The organism is Ruminococcoides intestinale, from assembly GCF_040095935.1.
GTDB lineage: Bacteria > Bacillota > Clostridia > Oscillospirales > Acutalibacteraceae > Ruminococcoides > Ruminococcoides intestinale.
In genome coordinates, this window is sequence record NZ_JBBMFQ010000001.1 from 151133 (window position 1) to 167336 (window position 16204).

The window sequence follows — 16204 nt, forward strand, 5'->3', positions numbered from 1 at the left end:
AATCACTCCTGTGACGGCTTGTAAACCGCATTTTTATCCATTGTGGTAAACAAAAGACTTCCCTTTGCCCTCACTTCACCGTCAACCTTAATGACACACGCAAATTCAAATGCCGACTTTGTTGACATTGTAACATTTACGCTGATAATAAGCGTGTCACCCGGAATAACGGGGCGGAGCATTTTGAAATCCTTGACTTTTAGAAGAACATATAACTTGTCCTCCTCAACGCTTTCGGGAGCAAATACAAGACTGCAAAGCTGTGCCGCAGATTCAATGAGCAATACTCCCGGCATAATCGGTGTGTCGGGAAAATGACCTGCAAAATACGGCTCGTTCACCGACACATTTTTTATACCTGTTGCCGAAACATTCGGCTCAAGCTCGGTCACCCTCTCAATCATCTGAAAGGGTGGTCTTTGTTTTATTCTTTGATTGATTTCAAGCAGATTCATCATAAGCTGAGTCCTCCGTCAAGCACAAGCACCTGACCTGTCATATATGAAAAATCGTCACTGCAAAGCTGTCCGACGACATTTGCGACATCCTGAACTGTGCCGAATCTCTTTTCGGGAATAGCCTCAAGATACTTTTTCTGCAATTCTTCGGGAATGCCGTTCATCATTTCGGTTTCGATAAAACCGGGTGCAACTGCGTTTACTCTGATTCCGTACTTTGCAAGTTCCTTTGCAAGCGTGTGTGTCATAGCGTTTACCGCACCCTTTGTTGCACTGTAAACCGACTGACCTTCAACTGCAAGAACAGAGCTTACGGAAGAAATGTTGATGATGATTCCGCTCTTTTTGCGGAGCATTTTAAGCGATGCCTGTCTTGCACAATTGAAATATCCTTTGATATTAATGTCAAGACTTCTTTCAAGCGACTCGTCTTTAATCATCAAAAGGTAAGCGTCGTCAACCACACCTGCGTTGTTGACAAGCACATCAATTCCGCCGAAGTCCTGCTGAATACTGCGGAACATATCCTTTACTTCGTCAATATCTGCCGTGTTTGCCTTGTAGGCAACGGCTTTTCTGCCGAGTGCTGTAATTTCGTCAACAACCTTTTGAGCCATTTCTAAATTTGAATTGCAGTTCACGGCAATGTCATATCCAAGCTCTGCAAGCTTTAAAGCGCAAGCCTTGCCAATGCCCCTTGATGAACCTGTTACAAGAGCGGTTTTGCTCATATTTACCTCCGATTTTTACGCTTTCTTCAGAATTACGGCAGAGTATGTTCCGCCCGCACCCATTGAAAGAGCAAGTCCGTATTCGTAATTTTTCTCGCTGTCAGAAAGAAGCTCAGCCGCATATGCCGCTGTCATTGCACTTGCTGCGGCTCTTGCATTGCCGATTTCCTGCGATACATCATAGCATGGCATAAGCGTCTTGATAATCTTCCTGTCATCACAGCATACAAAGTCGATATTGTCTGCCTCAATGCCGGCATTCACACAAGCCTTTTCGATAACCTCAACAACAGCTTTGCTGTCAACCTCTGAGTTGTCATAAGATACAGGGCGGTGAGCCTGTGCATAACCCTTAATTTCTGCATACTTGCGTGCATTTCTGCCGTTTGCACTTTTCTCTGTTTCAAGAACGAGAGTTACAGAGCCCTCACCGAGCGGTTTTTCAAGCAATTCGGCCTTTGTATAGAGTTCAAGGTTTGTCTTTGTGTTTTCATCGGTACCTGCGGCAAGCATAACGCTTTCGTTGCCGTCTGCAAGAATATCGGCGGCATAGCAAATACTCTGCAGTCCTGCCTGATTGCCGTTTGCAACAGTTGCGTTGTAGCCCTTGATGCCTGAGAAAATGCTCAGATAACCGCCTGCGGCATTGTAAACCGTATTCGGGAATGAAAAAGCACTGCCCTTTTCGGTGCCTCTTGTGATTGCTTTTTTCTGGAAATCAACAATTTCGGTCATAGGGCCGTCAGCCGTGCCGATTACAATACCTGTTTTATATTCGTTGTCTTTGTCAATTTTAATGTCAGCGTCTGCAAGTGCGTCCATACCGCTCAAAAGCTGGAGCTGGCTGAAACGGTCAAGCTTTCTGTAAAATGCAACCTTGATTCCGTGTTTGTCATAATCCTCGGAAGTAAGATTGCAGTTAAGGCTGTGTTCGTCAGTCTTTGTGCCCGTAAGCTTTGAAATGCCCGTAATGTAAATTTTTTCATTTTTACTGTTGTCGGGAATATCATGCTCGTTGTCCGAGAAAATGATGCTTGCGTTGTTGCCGCCGAATGCAAATGAGTTTGACATTGAATAGTGAACATCTTTTGTGTGGCTCTTGTTCGGAATAAAGTCAATGTTGCCCGCCTTTTCGGAAAGCACCTTCAAATCCTCATCGGAGTAGCCGATTGTAGGCGGAACGAGGTTTTCTTTTATTGCTTTTACGGAAAATACAGCCTCAATTGAGCCAGCCGCACCGAGGCAATGACCTGTCATAGATTTTGTTGAGCTGACAGAAAGGTGGTCGTTGCAGTCAAAAAGTGTGTGAAGTGAAAAAAATTCAGCCTCGTCATTTTTGGCAGTACCCGTTCCGTGTGCGTTTATGTAGTCGATATCGTCAAAACTAAGAGCAGAGCTTTCAACAGCCCTTCTGATTGCACTCATCTGACCTTCACCGTCGGGACGGGGTGCGGTAATGTGGTAAGCGTCACTGCTTACACCCGAACCGAGAATTTCACAGTAAATCTTTGCGCCTCGTTCAACAGCGTGTTCGTAGCTTTCGATTACAAGAATACCCGAACCCTCACCGAGCGTGATACCTGTGCTGTGATTGAACGGGGAACAGGCGTTTTCGTCAAGCGCATGGAGAGCGTGGAAACCGCTGAATGCAAGTGAAGAAAAACTGTCCGAACCGCCTGCGATGAACACATCACCCTTGCCCTCACGGATAAGGTCACAGGCATAGCCGATGCTCATTGTGCCTGCCGCACAAGCGTTGACGATGTTTGCGGTAATGCCCTCAAGTCCGAAATGAGCGGAAACATTGTTGGCAATTGCCGAAGCACCCATTTTGAAAATATCTTCTTTTTTACCGCCGTCACCCTTGATTTCGTCTGTGTAATATTTGTCAATGCTTGCCGCACCGCCTACACAACTGCCAAGAATAACACCGATGTTCTTTTCGGATGCGTCAATGCTTGCATCTTCAAAAGCCTCGTTTGCGGCATGAATACAGAGAAGGGATGAACGGTCATAGTTTTCGGGAGAAAGCTCTGACGATGCCTTGTCAACCTCTGCACCCTTGTGTGCATAACAGTTTGAGGTGTCAACCGACTTAACCTCGTCAATGCCGGAGTGACCGAGTGTTACGGCATCCCAGCAATCCTTTACATTGTCACCGACACCGCAGATAAGTCCGAGTCCTGTGACAACACATCTCTTTTTGTCAGCCATATTAACCCTGCTTGCTTTCTACATATTCTGTAAGTGCTCTGATTGATTGGAAGTGCTCACGGTCTGCACCTGTCATATCAATACCGAAAAGTGTGTCGATGCCTGCAACGATTTCGATTGAGTCGATTGAGTCAAGACCGATTTCGTCACCGAAAAGTTCTGAATCGTATGTAAGAATGTTTTCGGGAATTCTAAGGTTTTCTACGAGCATTTCCTTAATCTGATCTGCAATAGCATTGTTCATTTTAACTACCTCACTTAAAATTTTGATTTTTTGATTTTATTATAAATTTTCCGAAGAAAAATCTTCTTTGTAATAAACCTTGCCTTTGCCGTATTTTTCTTCAAGCTCAAGATAAAGCTTTTTGACCTGCTTTTCGGCTTCGGCACTAATTTCTTTTGCATATTTTGAGCAGCGAACATTTTCGGGACATTCGGATTTTATCGGATTGCCGATTAAAATTTTCTGCCTCTTTCCAAAAAGAATTTTATACTCACCCAAAGATGCAATCGGGATTATGTCAAGACCTTTTTTTGCCGCAAGCAATGCCGCACCGGGCTTGAACGGGAGCATTTTGCCCTCTCTTGCAATTCCGCCCTCGGGGAAGATAAGCATTGAATATCCGTTTTTAACCGCACCCTCACTTTGCGCATACCAGTTTGTGTCCATGGTGTCAAAGTCAACGGGAATACTGCGGCAAATTCGGATAAACGAGCCTGTTCCGCTCTTGTCGTACCAGCTTTTTTTAACAAGCATATACGGCTTGTATCTGCTGAGTACAGAGCTTATCACAACTCCGTCAAAGTGGTGAGTGTGGTTGCATACAAACACAACAGGCTTGCCCTTGAGGCTCTTTTTAAGGCTCTTGTCCTTCCATTCAACCTTCGGGCGAATAAGAAGATGCACAAGACCTTTTACAAATTTTATGAATGCAAGCTGTCCTGCATTTTTATGATAATTGTACTCCATACTCTTTGCCCTCGTTTTTTTAAAATATTATATTTTTATTTAAAAAAATTTCAACGGTCAAATGAATTTTGCGTGTGTCTTATGCAACATTCTGTCGAATTTTGTGGCATAAAATATATGGGAATTATTATGGAATATTTTTCCTTTTAGCTTTTTTACAAATGTTGACGGCTGTTGTTTATGGTGATATAATCATAGAAAAGAATTTTGCCTTTGAATCAAGGTAAACAAAGGAGAAACCTATGAAAAAAGTAATTTTAACAGGTGACCGTCCTACGGGCAGACTTCATGTCGGTCACTATGCAGGTTCGCTCAAGGAGAGAGTAAAGCTCCAGAATTCGGGCGAATATGATGATATATACCTTATGATTGCAGACGCTCAGGCTCTTACCGACAATGCCGAGCATCCCGAAAAGGTAAGACAGAATATTTTGCAGGTTGCGCTTGACTACCTTGCCTGCGGAATAGATCCGAACAAGTCAACAATTTTTGTTCAGTCAATGATCCCCGAGCTTACGGAGCTTACTTTCTATTATATGAACCTCGTAACCGTGTCCCGTGTTCAGCGTAACCCCACCGTTAAGGCAGAAATTCAGATGCGTAATTTTGAGGCAAGCATTCCTGTGGGATTTTTCTGTTATCCGATTAGTCAGGCGGCTGATATCACGGCATTCCGTGCAACTGCCGTTCCTGTCGGCGAGGATCAGCTTCCGATGCTTGAACAATGCAAAGAGATTGTTCACAAGTTCAATTCCGTTTACGGCGAAACTCTTACGGAACCGCAGATTATTCTTCCGAGCAACAAGGCTTGTCTGCGACTGCCCGGTATTGACGGCAAGGCAAAGATGAGCAAATCACTTGGCAACTGCATTTATCTTGCAGAAGAACCCGAGGATATCAAGAAAAAGGTTATGTCAATGTTTACCGACCCGAATCATCTTCGTGTTGAAGATCCCGGCAAGGTTGAGGGCAATCCCGTGTTTATCTATCTTGACGCATTCTGCCGTGACGAGTATTTTGCGGAATTTTGGAATGATTACAGCTGTCTTGACGAACTCAAGGCTCATTATCAGCGTGGCGGGCTCGGTGATGTTAAGGTTAAGAAATTCCTTAACAATGTTATGCAGGAGGAGCTTCGTCCTATTCGTGAACGCAGAAAAGAATGGGAAAATCATCTTCCCGATGTTCTCGATATTCTCAAAGAGGGCAGTAAGGTTGCAAAGGAAACTGCCGCAAAAACACTTGAGGATGTCCGTCATTCTATGAGAATCGATTATTTTACAGACAATAATCTTCTCAAATAATTTAAAATTCAATATGTAAAATACAGGTCGGAAGGACAGAAATCAAAAATTCTGTCTTTCCGATTTTTTTTATGAAAAAATTATTGCGAATTGACTCAAAATTGTTGAAAAAATAAAAATATTATGCTATTATTGCGTTGAAAATACCCCGTTTTAAGGAGGATACATTATGATTGACGCAAGAAAGCATACGCTTGATTCTGTTAAAAAGCTGACCGATTACAGCGATTTTAATCTTTATAAAATGGATATATGCTACGATTACAGCATTGATAAAATCATTGACAGAGGAATTTTTGATGATGAGTCGGCTCTCGGTGCAATTTTGCAGGAGGTTCTGCCCGATTATCCCGTCAATCTTAAAATGCCGAATTTTGGGTGCAGTGCCTTTACAATGAAAAATCCCGACAGCGTAATGATGGGGCGAAACTATGATTTTAAGAACGACACTTCGTCAATGCTTGTGTATTGTTCGCCAAAGGACGGCTACAGGTCGGTTGCGTTTGCGGCACTTGATAATGTAGGTGCAAACAACCCCGAGTTGAGTGATGAAACAAGGCTTGCAACCTTGCTCTCACCGTTTATCAGCCTTGACGGAATCAATGAAAAGGGCGTGTCAATCGCAGTTCTCACACTTGACAGCAAGCCCGTCCGTCAGCAAAGCGGAAAGCCTGTTATTGCCACAACGCTTGCAATCCGTCTTATACTTGACAGAGCTTCGTCAACCGAAGAGGCGGTTACACTTTTTGAAAAATACGATATGTTCGCCTCAAGCGGAAGAGATTATCACTTTTATGTTACCGATTTAAACGGTGACGGTCGTGTTATTGAGTACGATTGCAACAGCGATGACCGAAAGCTTGTTGTTACAAAATCGCCTGCCGTTACAAACTTTTTTGTGATGTACAAAAATTTTGTAAAGCCTTATCAGAAAAACGGTGTTTACGGTCACGGCAGAGAGCGGTATGATAAGATAATTAATGTTCTTGAAAAGAATAATAGTTACACAAAAGAAACAGCATGGGAGGCTCTTGTTTCGGCATCACAAGCACCGAATCCGAATGACATAACAAGCAATACTCAATGGTCGATTGTTTATGACAACACAAACCTTACCGCTGATATTTCAATCCGCCGAGATTGGAACACGGTGACAAAATATTCGCTAAAAGAAAATAAAATTACGGAATAAAAAACAGGGAAGAAACCGAAAAAAAGTTTCTTCCCTTTTATAATGTCCAATTCAGTTTTTGCCGTGCAGCATAACGTCCGCCGTAAAAATTCCGTTTTCGTGAGAAAATCTGCAATAACCGCCGTCTTTTTCGGCAATTCTGCGTACCGACTGCGTACCGATACCGTTACCGTTTCGCTTTGACGAACAGAAAAATCCGTCCTTTTCGGTAATCTCTCCGTTGAAAGCATTCTCTACTGAAATAAGCAATATCTTTTCGGAATGCGGACGGGCATACATTTTAATCTGCCGTTTATCTCTGTCAAGCTTCATGCTCGCCTCAAATGCATTTTCAAGCAAATTTGCGATTACAAGACAGATATCGGATTCCGAAACTGTCAACTTTTCGGGGATGTCAATTTTTAGTTTAAACGGAATACCATTGCTCTTGTATTTTGAATAATAATGTCCGATAATCGCATTAACAGCGTGGTTTTTACAGAGTACAAGCTCTGTGTCGGGTATATTCTGCGATGCTGACGAAAGGTATTTTTCAAGTTCTTCCCAGTTCTTTTGCTCGGCAAGAGCATTAAGTACGGCAAAGTGATGTCGCATATCATGCCGTGCCTGACGGGTTTCTTCAATAGCGACTTTTAATGCGTCATACTGTGCCCTCTGCATATTCAAAAATTGATTTTTCTGAGCAAGTTTGTTATTGCGGTTCAGACTTTTTGCAATAAAATACAGCAAAGCGTAGAAAATGAGCAACAGCACAAGAAGTGATACGCTTATAACAATGTAACCCTGCATAATTCTTCCTGTATGGAGAATGTTAGGATTCCATGGGATTATAAAAAAGTTGAGCAAGATGAATATTATCGGTAAAATCCAGAATACATACCATGTCTGGGCAATGTTTTCATCATCGAGCAGTTCACTCACACCGTGTGTTGCAGGATACCATGCAAGAATTACAAACATCCAGCATAGAATATTGAACAGCACAGCCGATTTAATTTCAAACCACGGTGTTGTGTTCTGCGGAAATGTTATCGAATCAACCGCCCGTGTAATGCTCGCAATGCAGGCAAACACTCCGCATACCGCAAGTAACACACTCACCGATTTCCACATGGATGTTTTGAGTGAACAACAGTATGCTGCCGAAAGGGCAAGCACTATCGGTATTGCAAGCACAAACGATTTCAGATTGTATCTGTAACAAACAAAACCGCACAATGTACAAAGGCACACAAGTGATAAAATCATCACAGGAAACAGCCTGAGCTTGGATACCTTGAGATGTTTTTTTATCGGAAAATATGCAAGTACAACACCGGGGATGATTGCACCGAGTTCAATCATCGGACAGAAAACATTTGTCAATGCAAATCCCTCCTGCCGAAAATATATTCGCCAAAGGTGCTTTTTGCGCTTTTTACAAGACTTCGACTTATGGAGATTCTTTCACCGTTGTCAAGAACAAATTCATTGCCGTTCATATCCCTGATGTGTTCAAGATTTACTATGATTCCTCGGTTGCACACAAAGAAATTATCCCCGTCATCAAACAGCATTACAAATTCGGCAAATGTACTGCGCACAGACTTTTCGGATTTGTCCGTACAATGAATATGTATGCAGTGCTTAAAATGCTCGGCATACAAAATGTCGCAAAGCTTTATACGCAACGAGTCACTTGCAGAGGGTATTTCAATGTATTTTTCTTCAACGGAAATTTTCCGTGAAATCTCATCAAGCAACATATCAAGCTCTTCGTCGCTGTATGGCTTCACAAGATAGTGCAATGCCCGAACCCTAAAGCCTTCAAGTGCGTGGTCGGTTGATGTGGTTGTGAAAACAAGCAGACAATCTTTGTCAAACTTCCTCAGCTTTTGTGCCGTATCAATTCCGTTTTCCTTTTCCATATATATATCCATAAAAACAAGGTCAAATCTGTTCTGCATTGCCTCATTCAGAAAATCCGTTCCGTTACCGTATCCGCAAATTTCAATATCATATGACCTTGAAAATGAGCTTTGAGAAAGTCTTTTGCAAAGTTCATTCCGCTCATTTTCGCAATCATCAACTATTGCAATCCTCATACCGTACCTCCTGCATAATTATCACTCTTATTGTATCACATAATATCGCAAATAGTGACTTTAATTTGCATTTCGTGCCAAAATTTTTCACTTTGTGCCAAATGTATGGACTAAATGACAATTATTTATTATAATTCAGTTTAAACCAAAAAATCATGGACAGATAAAAACACGGAGGAAATATTCTATGATTAACAAAAAGAAAACGGGGCTTTGCCTTGCTTTGGCGGCAACATTGATTGCCTCGTCTGCACTTTGCGGATGTCAGCAGAGCGACAGCAGTACATCCGCAAAATTCAACAGCGATGTAAAGGATGCGTCAAAATATACGGCTGACGAAAACGCACAGGTGTATAAGACCCTTGACTTTTCCGATGAACAGGAAAAGGAATTTGCAAAAAAGGGCTTTATAACAGCACCCGACAAACTCGAAATCAAAACCGAGAACGGAACTGTTGCATGGAGCCAGTCGGCATATGATTTTATCAGAAACTCGTCAACTCCCGACAGTGCAAACCCAAGCCTTTGGAGAAACACGGAGCTTAACTCGCTTTATGGACTTTTTGAAGTTGTTGACGGTGTTTATCAGGTCAGAGGCTACGATGTTGCCAATGTAACCTTTGTAAAGAGCGACAACGGCTGGATTGTTTTTGACTGTACAACAAGCTCCGAAACTGCAAAGGCGGCGCTTGAACTGCTTGAATCTAAGTTCGGCAAGGCGCATATTGCCGCTGTTGTTGTAAGCCACGCTCACATTGACCACTACGGCGGTATCGGCGGACTTATTGACGAAAAGGATGTTGCCGATTCATCACTTCCGCTTGACGAACAGATTAAGTCCGGCAAAACGCTCATTATCGTTCCCGAAGGCTACGAAAAGGCTGTTATGGAAGAAAATGTTTTTGCAGGAAACGCAATGAAACGCAGAACCAACTTTCAGTACGGATCATTGCTTGATAAGGGCGGTAAGGGCAGTTTGTCGGTAGGTATCGGTCTTACCCCTTCAAGCGGCACAACAACATACATTTCACCGTCTTATGAGGTGAAGAAAGCTACCGAAACTATCAAGGTTGACGGTGTTGAAATGGTGTTCCAGCTTACTCCCAACACAGAATCGCCTGCCGAGATGAATACCTATATTCCAAAATACAAGGCGTTGTGGATGGCTGAAAACTGCTCCGGCACAATGCACAATCTCTATACGCTCCGTGGCGCAGAGGTTCGTGACGGCAATGCGTGGGCGCAGTACATTATGGAGGCAAAGGAGCTTTTCGGAGATAAAGCCGAAGTAGTTTTCCAGGCTCACAACTGGCCGCATTGGGGCAACGATGTAATCAATGACTACATGGCAAACACAGCCTCTGTCTATAAGTACATATTCTCACAGACACTTATGTACATCAATCAGGGCTATACATCAACCGAAATTGCAAATATGATGGAGCTTCCAGATGAACTCAACAAGGTTTGGTACACACGCCAGTATTACGGAACTCTCAAGCACAATGTAAAGGCGGTTTATCAGAAGTATATGGGTTGGTATGACGAAAACCCGATACATCTTGATGAGCTTGAACCGACTGAATATTCTAAGAAGCTTGTAGAGTATCTCGGCGACACAGACAAGGTTCTTGAAATGGCTAAAAAAGACTTTGACAAGGGAGAGTATCAGTGGGTTGCACAGATTACAAACACACTTGTATATGCTGATCCCGAAAATAAAGACGCCCGCTATCTTTGCGCAGACGCACTCGAACAGCTCGGATATCAGGCTGAAAGCGGTGCATGGAGAAACGCTTATCTTACAGGTGCTTATGAGCTTCGTAACGGTACAAAAAATTATCCGAATTCCGAAGGTTCAGGTGCAACAGCTCTCGGTATGAGTACCGAAACAATGTTGGATTATCTCGGAATCTGTCTTGACGAAAAGAAGCTTGAAGATCAGAATCTTGTAATCAATCTTGAAGTGACCGATAAAAACGCAAAATATCTTCTTCGCATAAATCACGGTGTGCTTATCTATTCACAGGAAAAGTGGAGCGATAAGGCTGACGCAACAATCAAAACCAAGAGCGCAGGTATTCTCGGCATTACACAGAACAATCAGAAACTTATGGACGCCAGCATTGAAAAGGTTGAGGGCAACAGTGACATCATCAAAACCCTTACATCAAGCGTTGCCGAATTCCCACTGTATTTCAATATTATTGAACCCTAATTAAAGTATGAGGTGACTATGAAAGTATTTAATTGTATTTTCGGCATATTGTCGATAATAGGCGCAATTTATTGTATGTTCTATCCGGGACTTACCTTCCTTAATGCCGGTTGGATAGTGACAATTCTTCTCGGAGTATGGGGAATATGCTCCGTGATTGACTACTTTGCAAAACGCAAAAAGGCAAAGGCTGAACAGAGTGAAGCGATAATGGGAACACTCGGTCTTGTTGTCGGCATTGCAGCGGCAGTAATTTCAATTCTTGCTATGTTTATGCCGGGCATAAGACTTATGTTTGATGTTATCATTCTCTGCATTTTCTCAGGCTGGCTTGTAGTGGATGGTATCTCGTCCGTTGCAATGTCATTCAAGGTCAAAAAAGCATCTTCCTCAGGTGCATGGCTTATTCCGCTTTTCTGCGGAATACTCGTCATAATCGGCGGTATCTACGGATTTTTCCACCTCATATTTGCCGCACAGACAATCGGATTTATGATTGGTGTCCTTTTGTCAATCTACGGTGTAAAGCTTATTCTTTCGGCATTTGAAAAGCCGAGCGTGTAAGATACTTATTTTGTTTTCTTCTCTTTTTAAGAAAAGTATGATAACCCCAAAATCCCGAACCTTCAGAGTATTGCATCTTTGAGGGTTCGGGGCTTTATGAGGAATCAAAAACAGAGGTGTCATTTTTCTGTTTGATGCATAAAATATCAGTGTAGAAATTTTCCGTTAAATTTTGTTGTTAAAATGCAAATTCAGTATTGACAAATGAATTTTATTATGATAAAATAATGCCTGTTGAGTGACATTGCTCAGTATTCGGCGACATAGCCAAGTGGTAAGGCACGAGTCTGCAAAACTCTGACGCCCCGGTTCAAATCCGGGTGTCGCCTCCAAAACGGAAAGCACTTCTTAACGGGAGTGCTTTCCGATTATAAAAATGTGGGAGCATAGCTCAGCTGGGAGAGCATCTGCCTTACAAGCAGAGGGTCACAGGTTCGAGCCCTGTTGTTCCCACCATTATATGCGGATGTAGCTCATCTGGTAGAGCGCCACCTTGCCAAGGTGGAGGTAGCGGGTTCGAGCCCCGTCATCCGCTCCATTAAATCAGTACAGTTGATGTACTGATTTTTTTATTTTACAGAATTTTTTGACAAATAAGGGGCTGTGAAAAAACAGCCCCTTTGATTGTTGTGTAGTTAATTATAGTGTTCCGAATAATGATGTGCCTTGTCAAGAAGCATATCCTTAACCTTCATCAGCCTTGTACGACTGCTGCGGTCATTTTCTTCAAGTTTCATCGAAATATACTTGATTGTTTCCTGATATCTTGGAATCATAACATGCTCAAGCGAATTAACACGGCGGCGTGTCTTTTCAATTTCTGCCGACATAAGCTCACAGCTTTTTTCAATTTCAGCAAGCCTTATCAGGTCGGGCAAAAGTTCGTTGAGCGACATAACCGCATCATCAAGTTCAAACGAAGTAAACGCAAAACCGTAGGGAAAAATATCGCTCTCGTTGCTTGTTCGTGTGCTTGATGAAAACTGCGGAATATCAACGCTCATAACATTTTTGGAAGAAAGCTCAAGGTCAATTCTCTGCTTCGGTGACATCAATGAGGCGTCCAGAGCCTCTTTTGACATAACCGCACTTGCGTTCACAAAGTGGTTGTTGCACTCTGCAAGCTCTCTTTCAATCTTCTCACGAAGCTCCTTGTTTTCTCTTACAAGGTCAAGAAATCGGCGCATCAGTTCGTCACGCTTGTCTTTTAACATTTTATGACCACGGGTAGCTGTTGCAAGCTGTTTTCTCAGTTTTGTCAACTGCATACGGGTGGGATTAACATTCATAACTGCCATTAGCAAACACCTTCAATGCGATTATTCTTTACCGTAAAACTCGTCGAGCATATCGTCCTTAATTCGTTTAAGTTCACTTCTGGGAAGAATATGCAAAAGCTTCCAGCCGATGTCAAGTGTTTCTTCAATTGAACGGTTTGCGTCATAACCCTGTGAAACATACTCACGCTCAAATGCCTCGGCAAATTCAGCGTACTTTTTATCCATATCGGTAAGAGCCGCCTCACCGAGAATTATCATAAGTTCTCTTGCGTCTTTACCTCTTGCATAAGCGGCAAAAAGCTGGTTCATGGTTGCGGCGTGGTCTTTACGGGTTCTGTCTGGACCGATGCCCTTGTCTTTAAGTCTTGAAAGTGACGGAAGAACATCAATCGGCGGAGTAATTCCCTTTCGGTAAAGCTCACGGGATAGGATAATCTGACCTTCTGTAATGTAGCCTGTAAGGTCAGGAATCGGGTGAGTCTTGTCATCTTCGGGCATTGTAAGAATCGGAATAAGAGTGATTGAACCCTCTTTGCCTTTAAGTCTGCCGGCTCTTTCATACAATGTTGCAAGGTCTGTGTACATATAACCCGGATAGCCTCGTCTGCCCGGAACTTCTTTTCTTGCGGCAGAAACCTCACGGAGTGCATCGGCATAGTTTGTGATGTCGGTCATAATAACGAGAACGTGCATTCCTCTGTCAAACGCAAGATATTCAGCCGCCGTGAGCGCCATTTTAGGAGTTGCAATACGCTCAATGGCAGGATCGTTTGCAAGGTTTACAAACATTACGGTTCTGTCAATAGCGCCTGTTTCTTTAAACGACTGAACAAAGTAGTCGGATTCTTCAAATGTAATACCCATTGCGGCAAATACAACGGCAAACTGCTCGTCCTTACCTCTTACAGCCGCCTGTCTTGCAATCTGAGCAGCAAGCTGGGCATGTGGCAGACCCGATGCTGAGAAGATAGGCAGCTTCTGTCCTCTAACAAGTGTGTTAAGTCCGTCAATTGCTGAAATACCTGTCTGAATAAATTCCTGCGGATAGTTTCTTGCGGCAGGGTTCATAGGTGTTCCGTTGATGTCAAGTCTTTTTTCGGGAATAAGAGCAGGACCGCCGTCAATCGGATTTCCAAGACCGTCAAATACTCGTGAAAGCATATCGGGAGATACGGGAAGTTCCATTGAACGACCTAAAAATCTTACCTTTGAATTTGCAAGGTTAATGCCTGCGGCTGATTCAAAAAGCTGAACAAGTGCGTTTGAGCCGTCAACCTCAAGAACCTTGCAACGGCGTGTTTCACCGTTCGGAAGTTCAATTTCGCCGAGTTCGTCATATGTTACGCCCTCAACATCACTAACCATCATAAGAGGACCTGCAACCTCTCGTATTGTGCGGTATTCCTTTGGCATCAGTCCTCACTCCTTTCAAGTACATCCTTAATTTCCGAATCAAGCAGAGCCTTGATTGACTCGAACTCGTCCCGAACCTTATCCTCGGGTACATATTTATATCTTCCTATGCGTTCACGAACAGGAAGGTTGACAAGCATTTCAATGTCTGCACCGTTTGCAAGAGCCTCTTTTGCTTTGTCATAGTAAGCAAGAATTGCTCGCATCATAAGCACCTGTTTGCCGAGAGATGTATATGTGTCTGTCGGGTCAAATGCGTTTTGGTGCAGATAGTCCTCACGGATTGAACGGGAGGTTTCAAGCTTAAGTCTGTCGGGTGCGGAAAGTGCGTCCATACCGACAAGGTTTACAATTTCCTGAAGCTCGCTTTCTTCCTGTAATAATGTCATAAGTTTGCCACGAAGCTCCATAAAGTCGGGAGCGGCATTCTTTGAGAACCAATCTGCAAGTCGGTCTGTATAAAGCGAATAACTTGTCAGCCAGTTAATTGCAGGGAAGTGTCGTTTGTAAGCAAGGTTTGCGTCAAGTCCCCAGAATACCTTAACGATTCTAAGTGTTGCCTGTGATACAGGCTCTGAAATATCACCGCCCGGAGGTGATACAGCACCGATAACCGAGAGTGCGCCTTCCGTGTCATCACTGCCGTTTACGATAACACGGCCTGCTCTTTCATAGAACTGTGCAAGTCGGCTGCCGAGGTATGCGGGATAACCCTCTTCACCCGGCATTTCTTCAAGACGGCCGGACATTTCACGGAGAGCCTCTGCCCAGCGGGATGTTGAGTCAGCCATAAGTGCAACCGTGTAACCCATATCACGGAAATATTCTGCAATAGTAATGCCTGTGTAGATAGATGCCTCACGGGCGGCAACAGGCATATCGGATGTGTTTGCAATAAGCACGGTTCTCTCCATAAGAGAGTTGCCTGTGCGTGGATCTTTAAGTTCGGGAAACTCGTTAAGAACATCGGTCATCTCGTTGCCACGCTCACCGCAACCGATATATACGATAATATCGGCAGCCGCCCACTTTGCAAGCTGATGCTGAACAACAGTTTTGCCCGAACCGAACGGTCCCGGAACTGCGGCTACACCGCCCTTTGCAAGCGGAAAGAGTGTGTCAATAGGTCTTTGACCTGTGGTAAGAAGAATGTCGGGGGAGAGTTTTCTTTTGTACGGTCTGCCCACACGAACAGGCCATTTTGTACACATATTAATCTCAACATTGCCCTTGTCTGTTTTGAGAACGGCAACTGTTTCGTCAATTGTAAAATCACCCTCGCTGATGCTTTCAACAACACCGCCTGTTTTGTTCGGAACAAGAATTCTGTGAAGAACAGCGTGTGTTTCCTGAACAGTACCGAGTGTGTCGCCTGCCGCAACTGTGTCACCCTTTTTAACAAGGGGAGTAAAGTGCCACTTCTTTTTGTGATCAAGTGACGGAACATCAACGCCTCTTTTGAGGTTTGTGCCGGCAACCTTCATAATCTCGTTAAGCGGTCGCTGAATACCGTCATAAATTGAACCGATAAGTCCCGGACCGAGTTCAACGGAAAGCGGAGCACCTGTGGATTCAACAATCTCACCTGGTCCGAGTCCCGAAGTTTCTTCATATACCTGAATTGATGCCCTGTCACCGTGCATCTCAATTATTTCACCGATAAGTCGCTGACTGCTTACACGCACAACATCGAACATATCGGCATCACGCATACCCTCGGCAATTACCAGAGGACCTGCTACCTTAGTTATAATTCCAGATTTCAAATTCTTACAC

The 16204-nt window shown here is 43.5% G+C and carries 14 protein-coding genes and 3 tRNA genes; 7 read left to right on the forward strand and 10 right to left on the reverse strand.

Translation table 11 applies throughout. The features are described from left to right. Positions 1-2: 2 nt before the first annotated feature. Genes fabZ through WMO31_RS00695 form a run of 5 tightly spaced genes read right to left on the reverse strand, consistent with a single transcriptional unit; the run spans position 3 to position 4373 of the window. Positions 3-458 (reverse strand): 3-hydroxyacyl-ACP dehydratase FabZ, encoded by a 456-nt coding sequence (gene fabZ / locus WMO31_RS00675; RefSeq protein WP_117522667.1) that lies wholly within the window; start codon positions 456-458, stop codon positions 3-5. Further along, on the reverse strand, positions 455-1189 hold the full coding sequence (locus tag WMO31_RS00680) for an SDR family NAD(P)-dependent oxidoreductase (RefSeq protein ID WP_117931552.1): 735 nt from the start codon (positions 1187-1189) through the stop codon (positions 455-457). The genes fabZ and WMO31_RS00680 overlap by 4 nt, the downstream gene beginning before the upstream one ends. 15 nt (positions 1190-1204) lie before the next feature. Next, positions 1205-3403, reverse strand: a complete 2199-nt coding sequence (locus WMO31_RS00685) for a beta-ketoacyl synthase N-terminal-like domain-containing protein (protein WP_367999041.1) — start codon at positions 3401-3403, stop codon at positions 1205-1207. A 1-nt stretch (position 3404) separates the two neighbouring features. Beyond that, complete coding sequence (locus WMO31_RS00690) at positions 3405-3647, reverse strand: acyl carrier protein (RefSeq protein ID WP_021883662.1); 243 nt, start codon at positions 3645-3647, stop codon at positions 3405-3407. A gap of 39 nt (positions 3648-3686) precedes the next feature. Further along, a complete protein-coding gene (locus WMO31_RS00695; protein ID WP_367999042.1) occupies positions 3687-4373 on the reverse strand; it encodes a lysophospholipid acyltransferase family protein in 687 nt (228 codons plus the stop codon). Between the two features lie 242 nt (positions 4374-4615). On the opposite strand from WMO31_RS00695, the gene trpS reads away from it, so the two are divergent. Further along, the gene (trpS, locus tag WMO31_RS00700) at positions 4616-5677 is read left to right on the forward strand and encodes a tryptophan--tRNA ligase (protein WP_015523540.1); all 1062 of its coding nucleotides are present in this window, start codon (positions 4616-4618) and stop codon (positions 5675-5677) included. Between the two features lie 169 nt (positions 5678-5846). Further along, complete coding sequence (locus tag WMO31_RS00705) at positions 5847-6869, forward strand: carcinine hydrolase/isopenicillin-N N-acyltransferase family protein (protein WP_367999043.1); 1023 nt, start codon at positions 5847-5849, stop codon at positions 6867-6869. A gap of 51 nt (positions 6870-6920) precedes the next feature. Here WMO31_RS00705 and WMO31_RS00710 read toward each other — a convergent pair whose 3' ends face one another. Then, positions 6921-8234, reverse strand: coding sequence for a sensor histidine kinase (locus tag WMO31_RS00710; protein ID WP_367999044.1), 1314 nt, complete (start codon positions 8232-8234; stop codon positions 6921-6923). Then, positions 8231-8953: a LytR/AlgR family response regulator transcription factor gene (locus tag WMO31_RS00715; protein ID WP_367999045.1), complete on the reverse strand. Its 723-nt coding sequence runs from the start codon at positions 8951-8953 to the stop codon at positions 8231-8233. Before WMO31_RS00715 ends, WMO31_RS00710 begins: the two co-directional genes overlap by 4 nt. Before the next feature lie 187 nt (positions 8954-9140). On the opposite strand from WMO31_RS00715, the gene WMO31_RS00720 reads away from it, so the two are divergent. The 5 genes from WMO31_RS00720 (at position 9141) to WMO31_RS00740 (ending at position 12273) form a co-directional block, all read left to right on the forward strand. Beyond that, positions 9141-11171, forward strand: coding sequence for an alkyl/aryl-sulfatase (locus tag WMO31_RS00720; protein WP_367999046.1), 2031 nt, complete (start codon positions 9141-9143; stop codon positions 11169-11171). A gap of 18 nt (positions 11172-11189) precedes the next feature. Then, positions 11190-11735, forward strand: a complete 546-nt coding sequence (locus WMO31_RS00725; protein WP_295239670.1) for an HdeD family acid-resistance protein — start codon at positions 11190-11192, stop codon at positions 11733-11735. Positions 11736-11992: 257 nt separating this feature from the next. After that, a tRNA-Cys gene (locus WMO31_RS00730) sits at positions 11993-12067 on the forward strand. A gap of 48 nt (positions 12068-12115) precedes the next feature. Beyond that, positions 12116-12191: transfer RNA gene (locus WMO31_RS00735), tRNA-Val, on the forward strand. 6 nt (positions 12192-12197) lie between these two features. Then, positions 12198-12273, forward strand: a tRNA-Gly gene (locus WMO31_RS00740). Positions 12274-12370: 97 nt separating this feature from the next. Here WMO31_RS00740 and WMO31_RS00745 read toward each other — a convergent pair. Genes WMO31_RS00745 through WMO31_RS00755 form a run of 3 tightly spaced genes read right to left on the reverse strand, consistent with a single transcriptional unit; the run spans position 12371 to position 16194 of the window. After that, a complete protein-coding gene (locus tag WMO31_RS00745; RefSeq protein WP_021883654.1) occupies positions 12371-13033 on the reverse strand; it encodes a V-type ATP synthase subunit D in 663 nt (220 codons plus the stop codon). A gap of 21 nt (positions 13034-13054) precedes the next feature. Then, positions 13055-14428, reverse strand: coding sequence for a V-type ATP synthase subunit B (locus tag WMO31_RS00750; RefSeq protein WP_015523546.1), 1374 nt, complete (start codon positions 14426-14428; stop codon positions 13055-13057). Further along, positions 14428-16194, reverse strand: coding sequence for a V-type ATP synthase subunit A (locus tag WMO31_RS00755; protein ID WP_118101353.1), 1767 nt, complete (start codon positions 16192-16194; stop codon positions 14428-14430). The genes WMO31_RS00750 and WMO31_RS00755 overlap by 1 nt, the downstream gene beginning before the upstream one ends. Between the last annotated feature and the right edge of the window lie 10 nt (positions 16195-16204).

What these genes read in the sequence shown, in the direction of transcription:
- fabZ (WP_117522667.1), bottom strand. Translation starts at nt 458, where the DNA reads ATGATGAATCTGCTTGAAATCAATCAAAGAATAAAACAAAGACCACCC.
- WMO31_RS00680 (WP_117931552.1), bottom strand. Translation starts at nt 1,189, where the DNA reads ATGAGCAAAACCGCTCTTGTAACAGGTTCATCAAGGGGCATTGGCAAG.
- WMO31_RS00685 (WP_367999041.1), bottom strand. Translation starts at nt 3,403, where the DNA reads ATGGCTGACAAAAAGAGATGTGTTGTCACAGGACTCGGACTTATCTGC.
- WMO31_RS00690 (WP_021883662.1), bottom strand. Translation starts at nt 3,647, where the DNA reads ATGAACAATGCTATTGCAGATCAGATTAAGGAAATGCTCGTAGAAAAC.
- WMO31_RS00695 (WP_367999042.1), bottom strand. Translation starts at nt 4,373, where the DNA reads ATGGAGTACAATTATCATAAAAATGCAGGACAGCTTGCATTCATAAAA.
- trpS (WP_015523540.1), top strand. Translation starts at nt 4,616, where the DNA reads ATGAAAAAAGTAATTTTAACAGGTGACCGTCCTACGGGCAGACTTCAT.
- WMO31_RS00705 (WP_367999043.1), top strand. Translation starts at nt 5,847, where the DNA reads ATGATTGACGCAAGAAAGCATACGCTTGATTCTGTTAAAAAGCTGACC.
- WMO31_RS00715 (WP_367999045.1), bottom strand. Translation starts at nt 8,953, where the DNA reads ATGAGGATTGCAATAGTTGATGATTGCGAAAATGAGCGGAATGAACTT.
- WMO31_RS00720 (WP_367999046.1), top strand. Translation starts at nt 9,141, where the DNA reads ATGATTAACAAAAAGAAAACGGGGCTTTGCCTTGCTTTGGCGGCAACA.
- WMO31_RS00725 (WP_295239670.1), top strand. Translation starts at nt 11,190, where the DNA reads ATGAAAGTATTTAATTGTATTTTCGGCATATTGTCGATAATAGGCGCA.
- WMO31_RS00745 (WP_021883654.1), bottom strand. Translation starts at nt 13,033, where the DNA reads ATGGCAGTTATGAATGTTAATCCCACCCGTATGCAGTTGACAAAACTG.
- WMO31_RS00750 (WP_015523546.1), bottom strand. Translation starts at nt 14,428, where the DNA reads ATGCCAAAGGAATACCGCACAATACGAGAGGTTGCAGGTCCTCTTATG.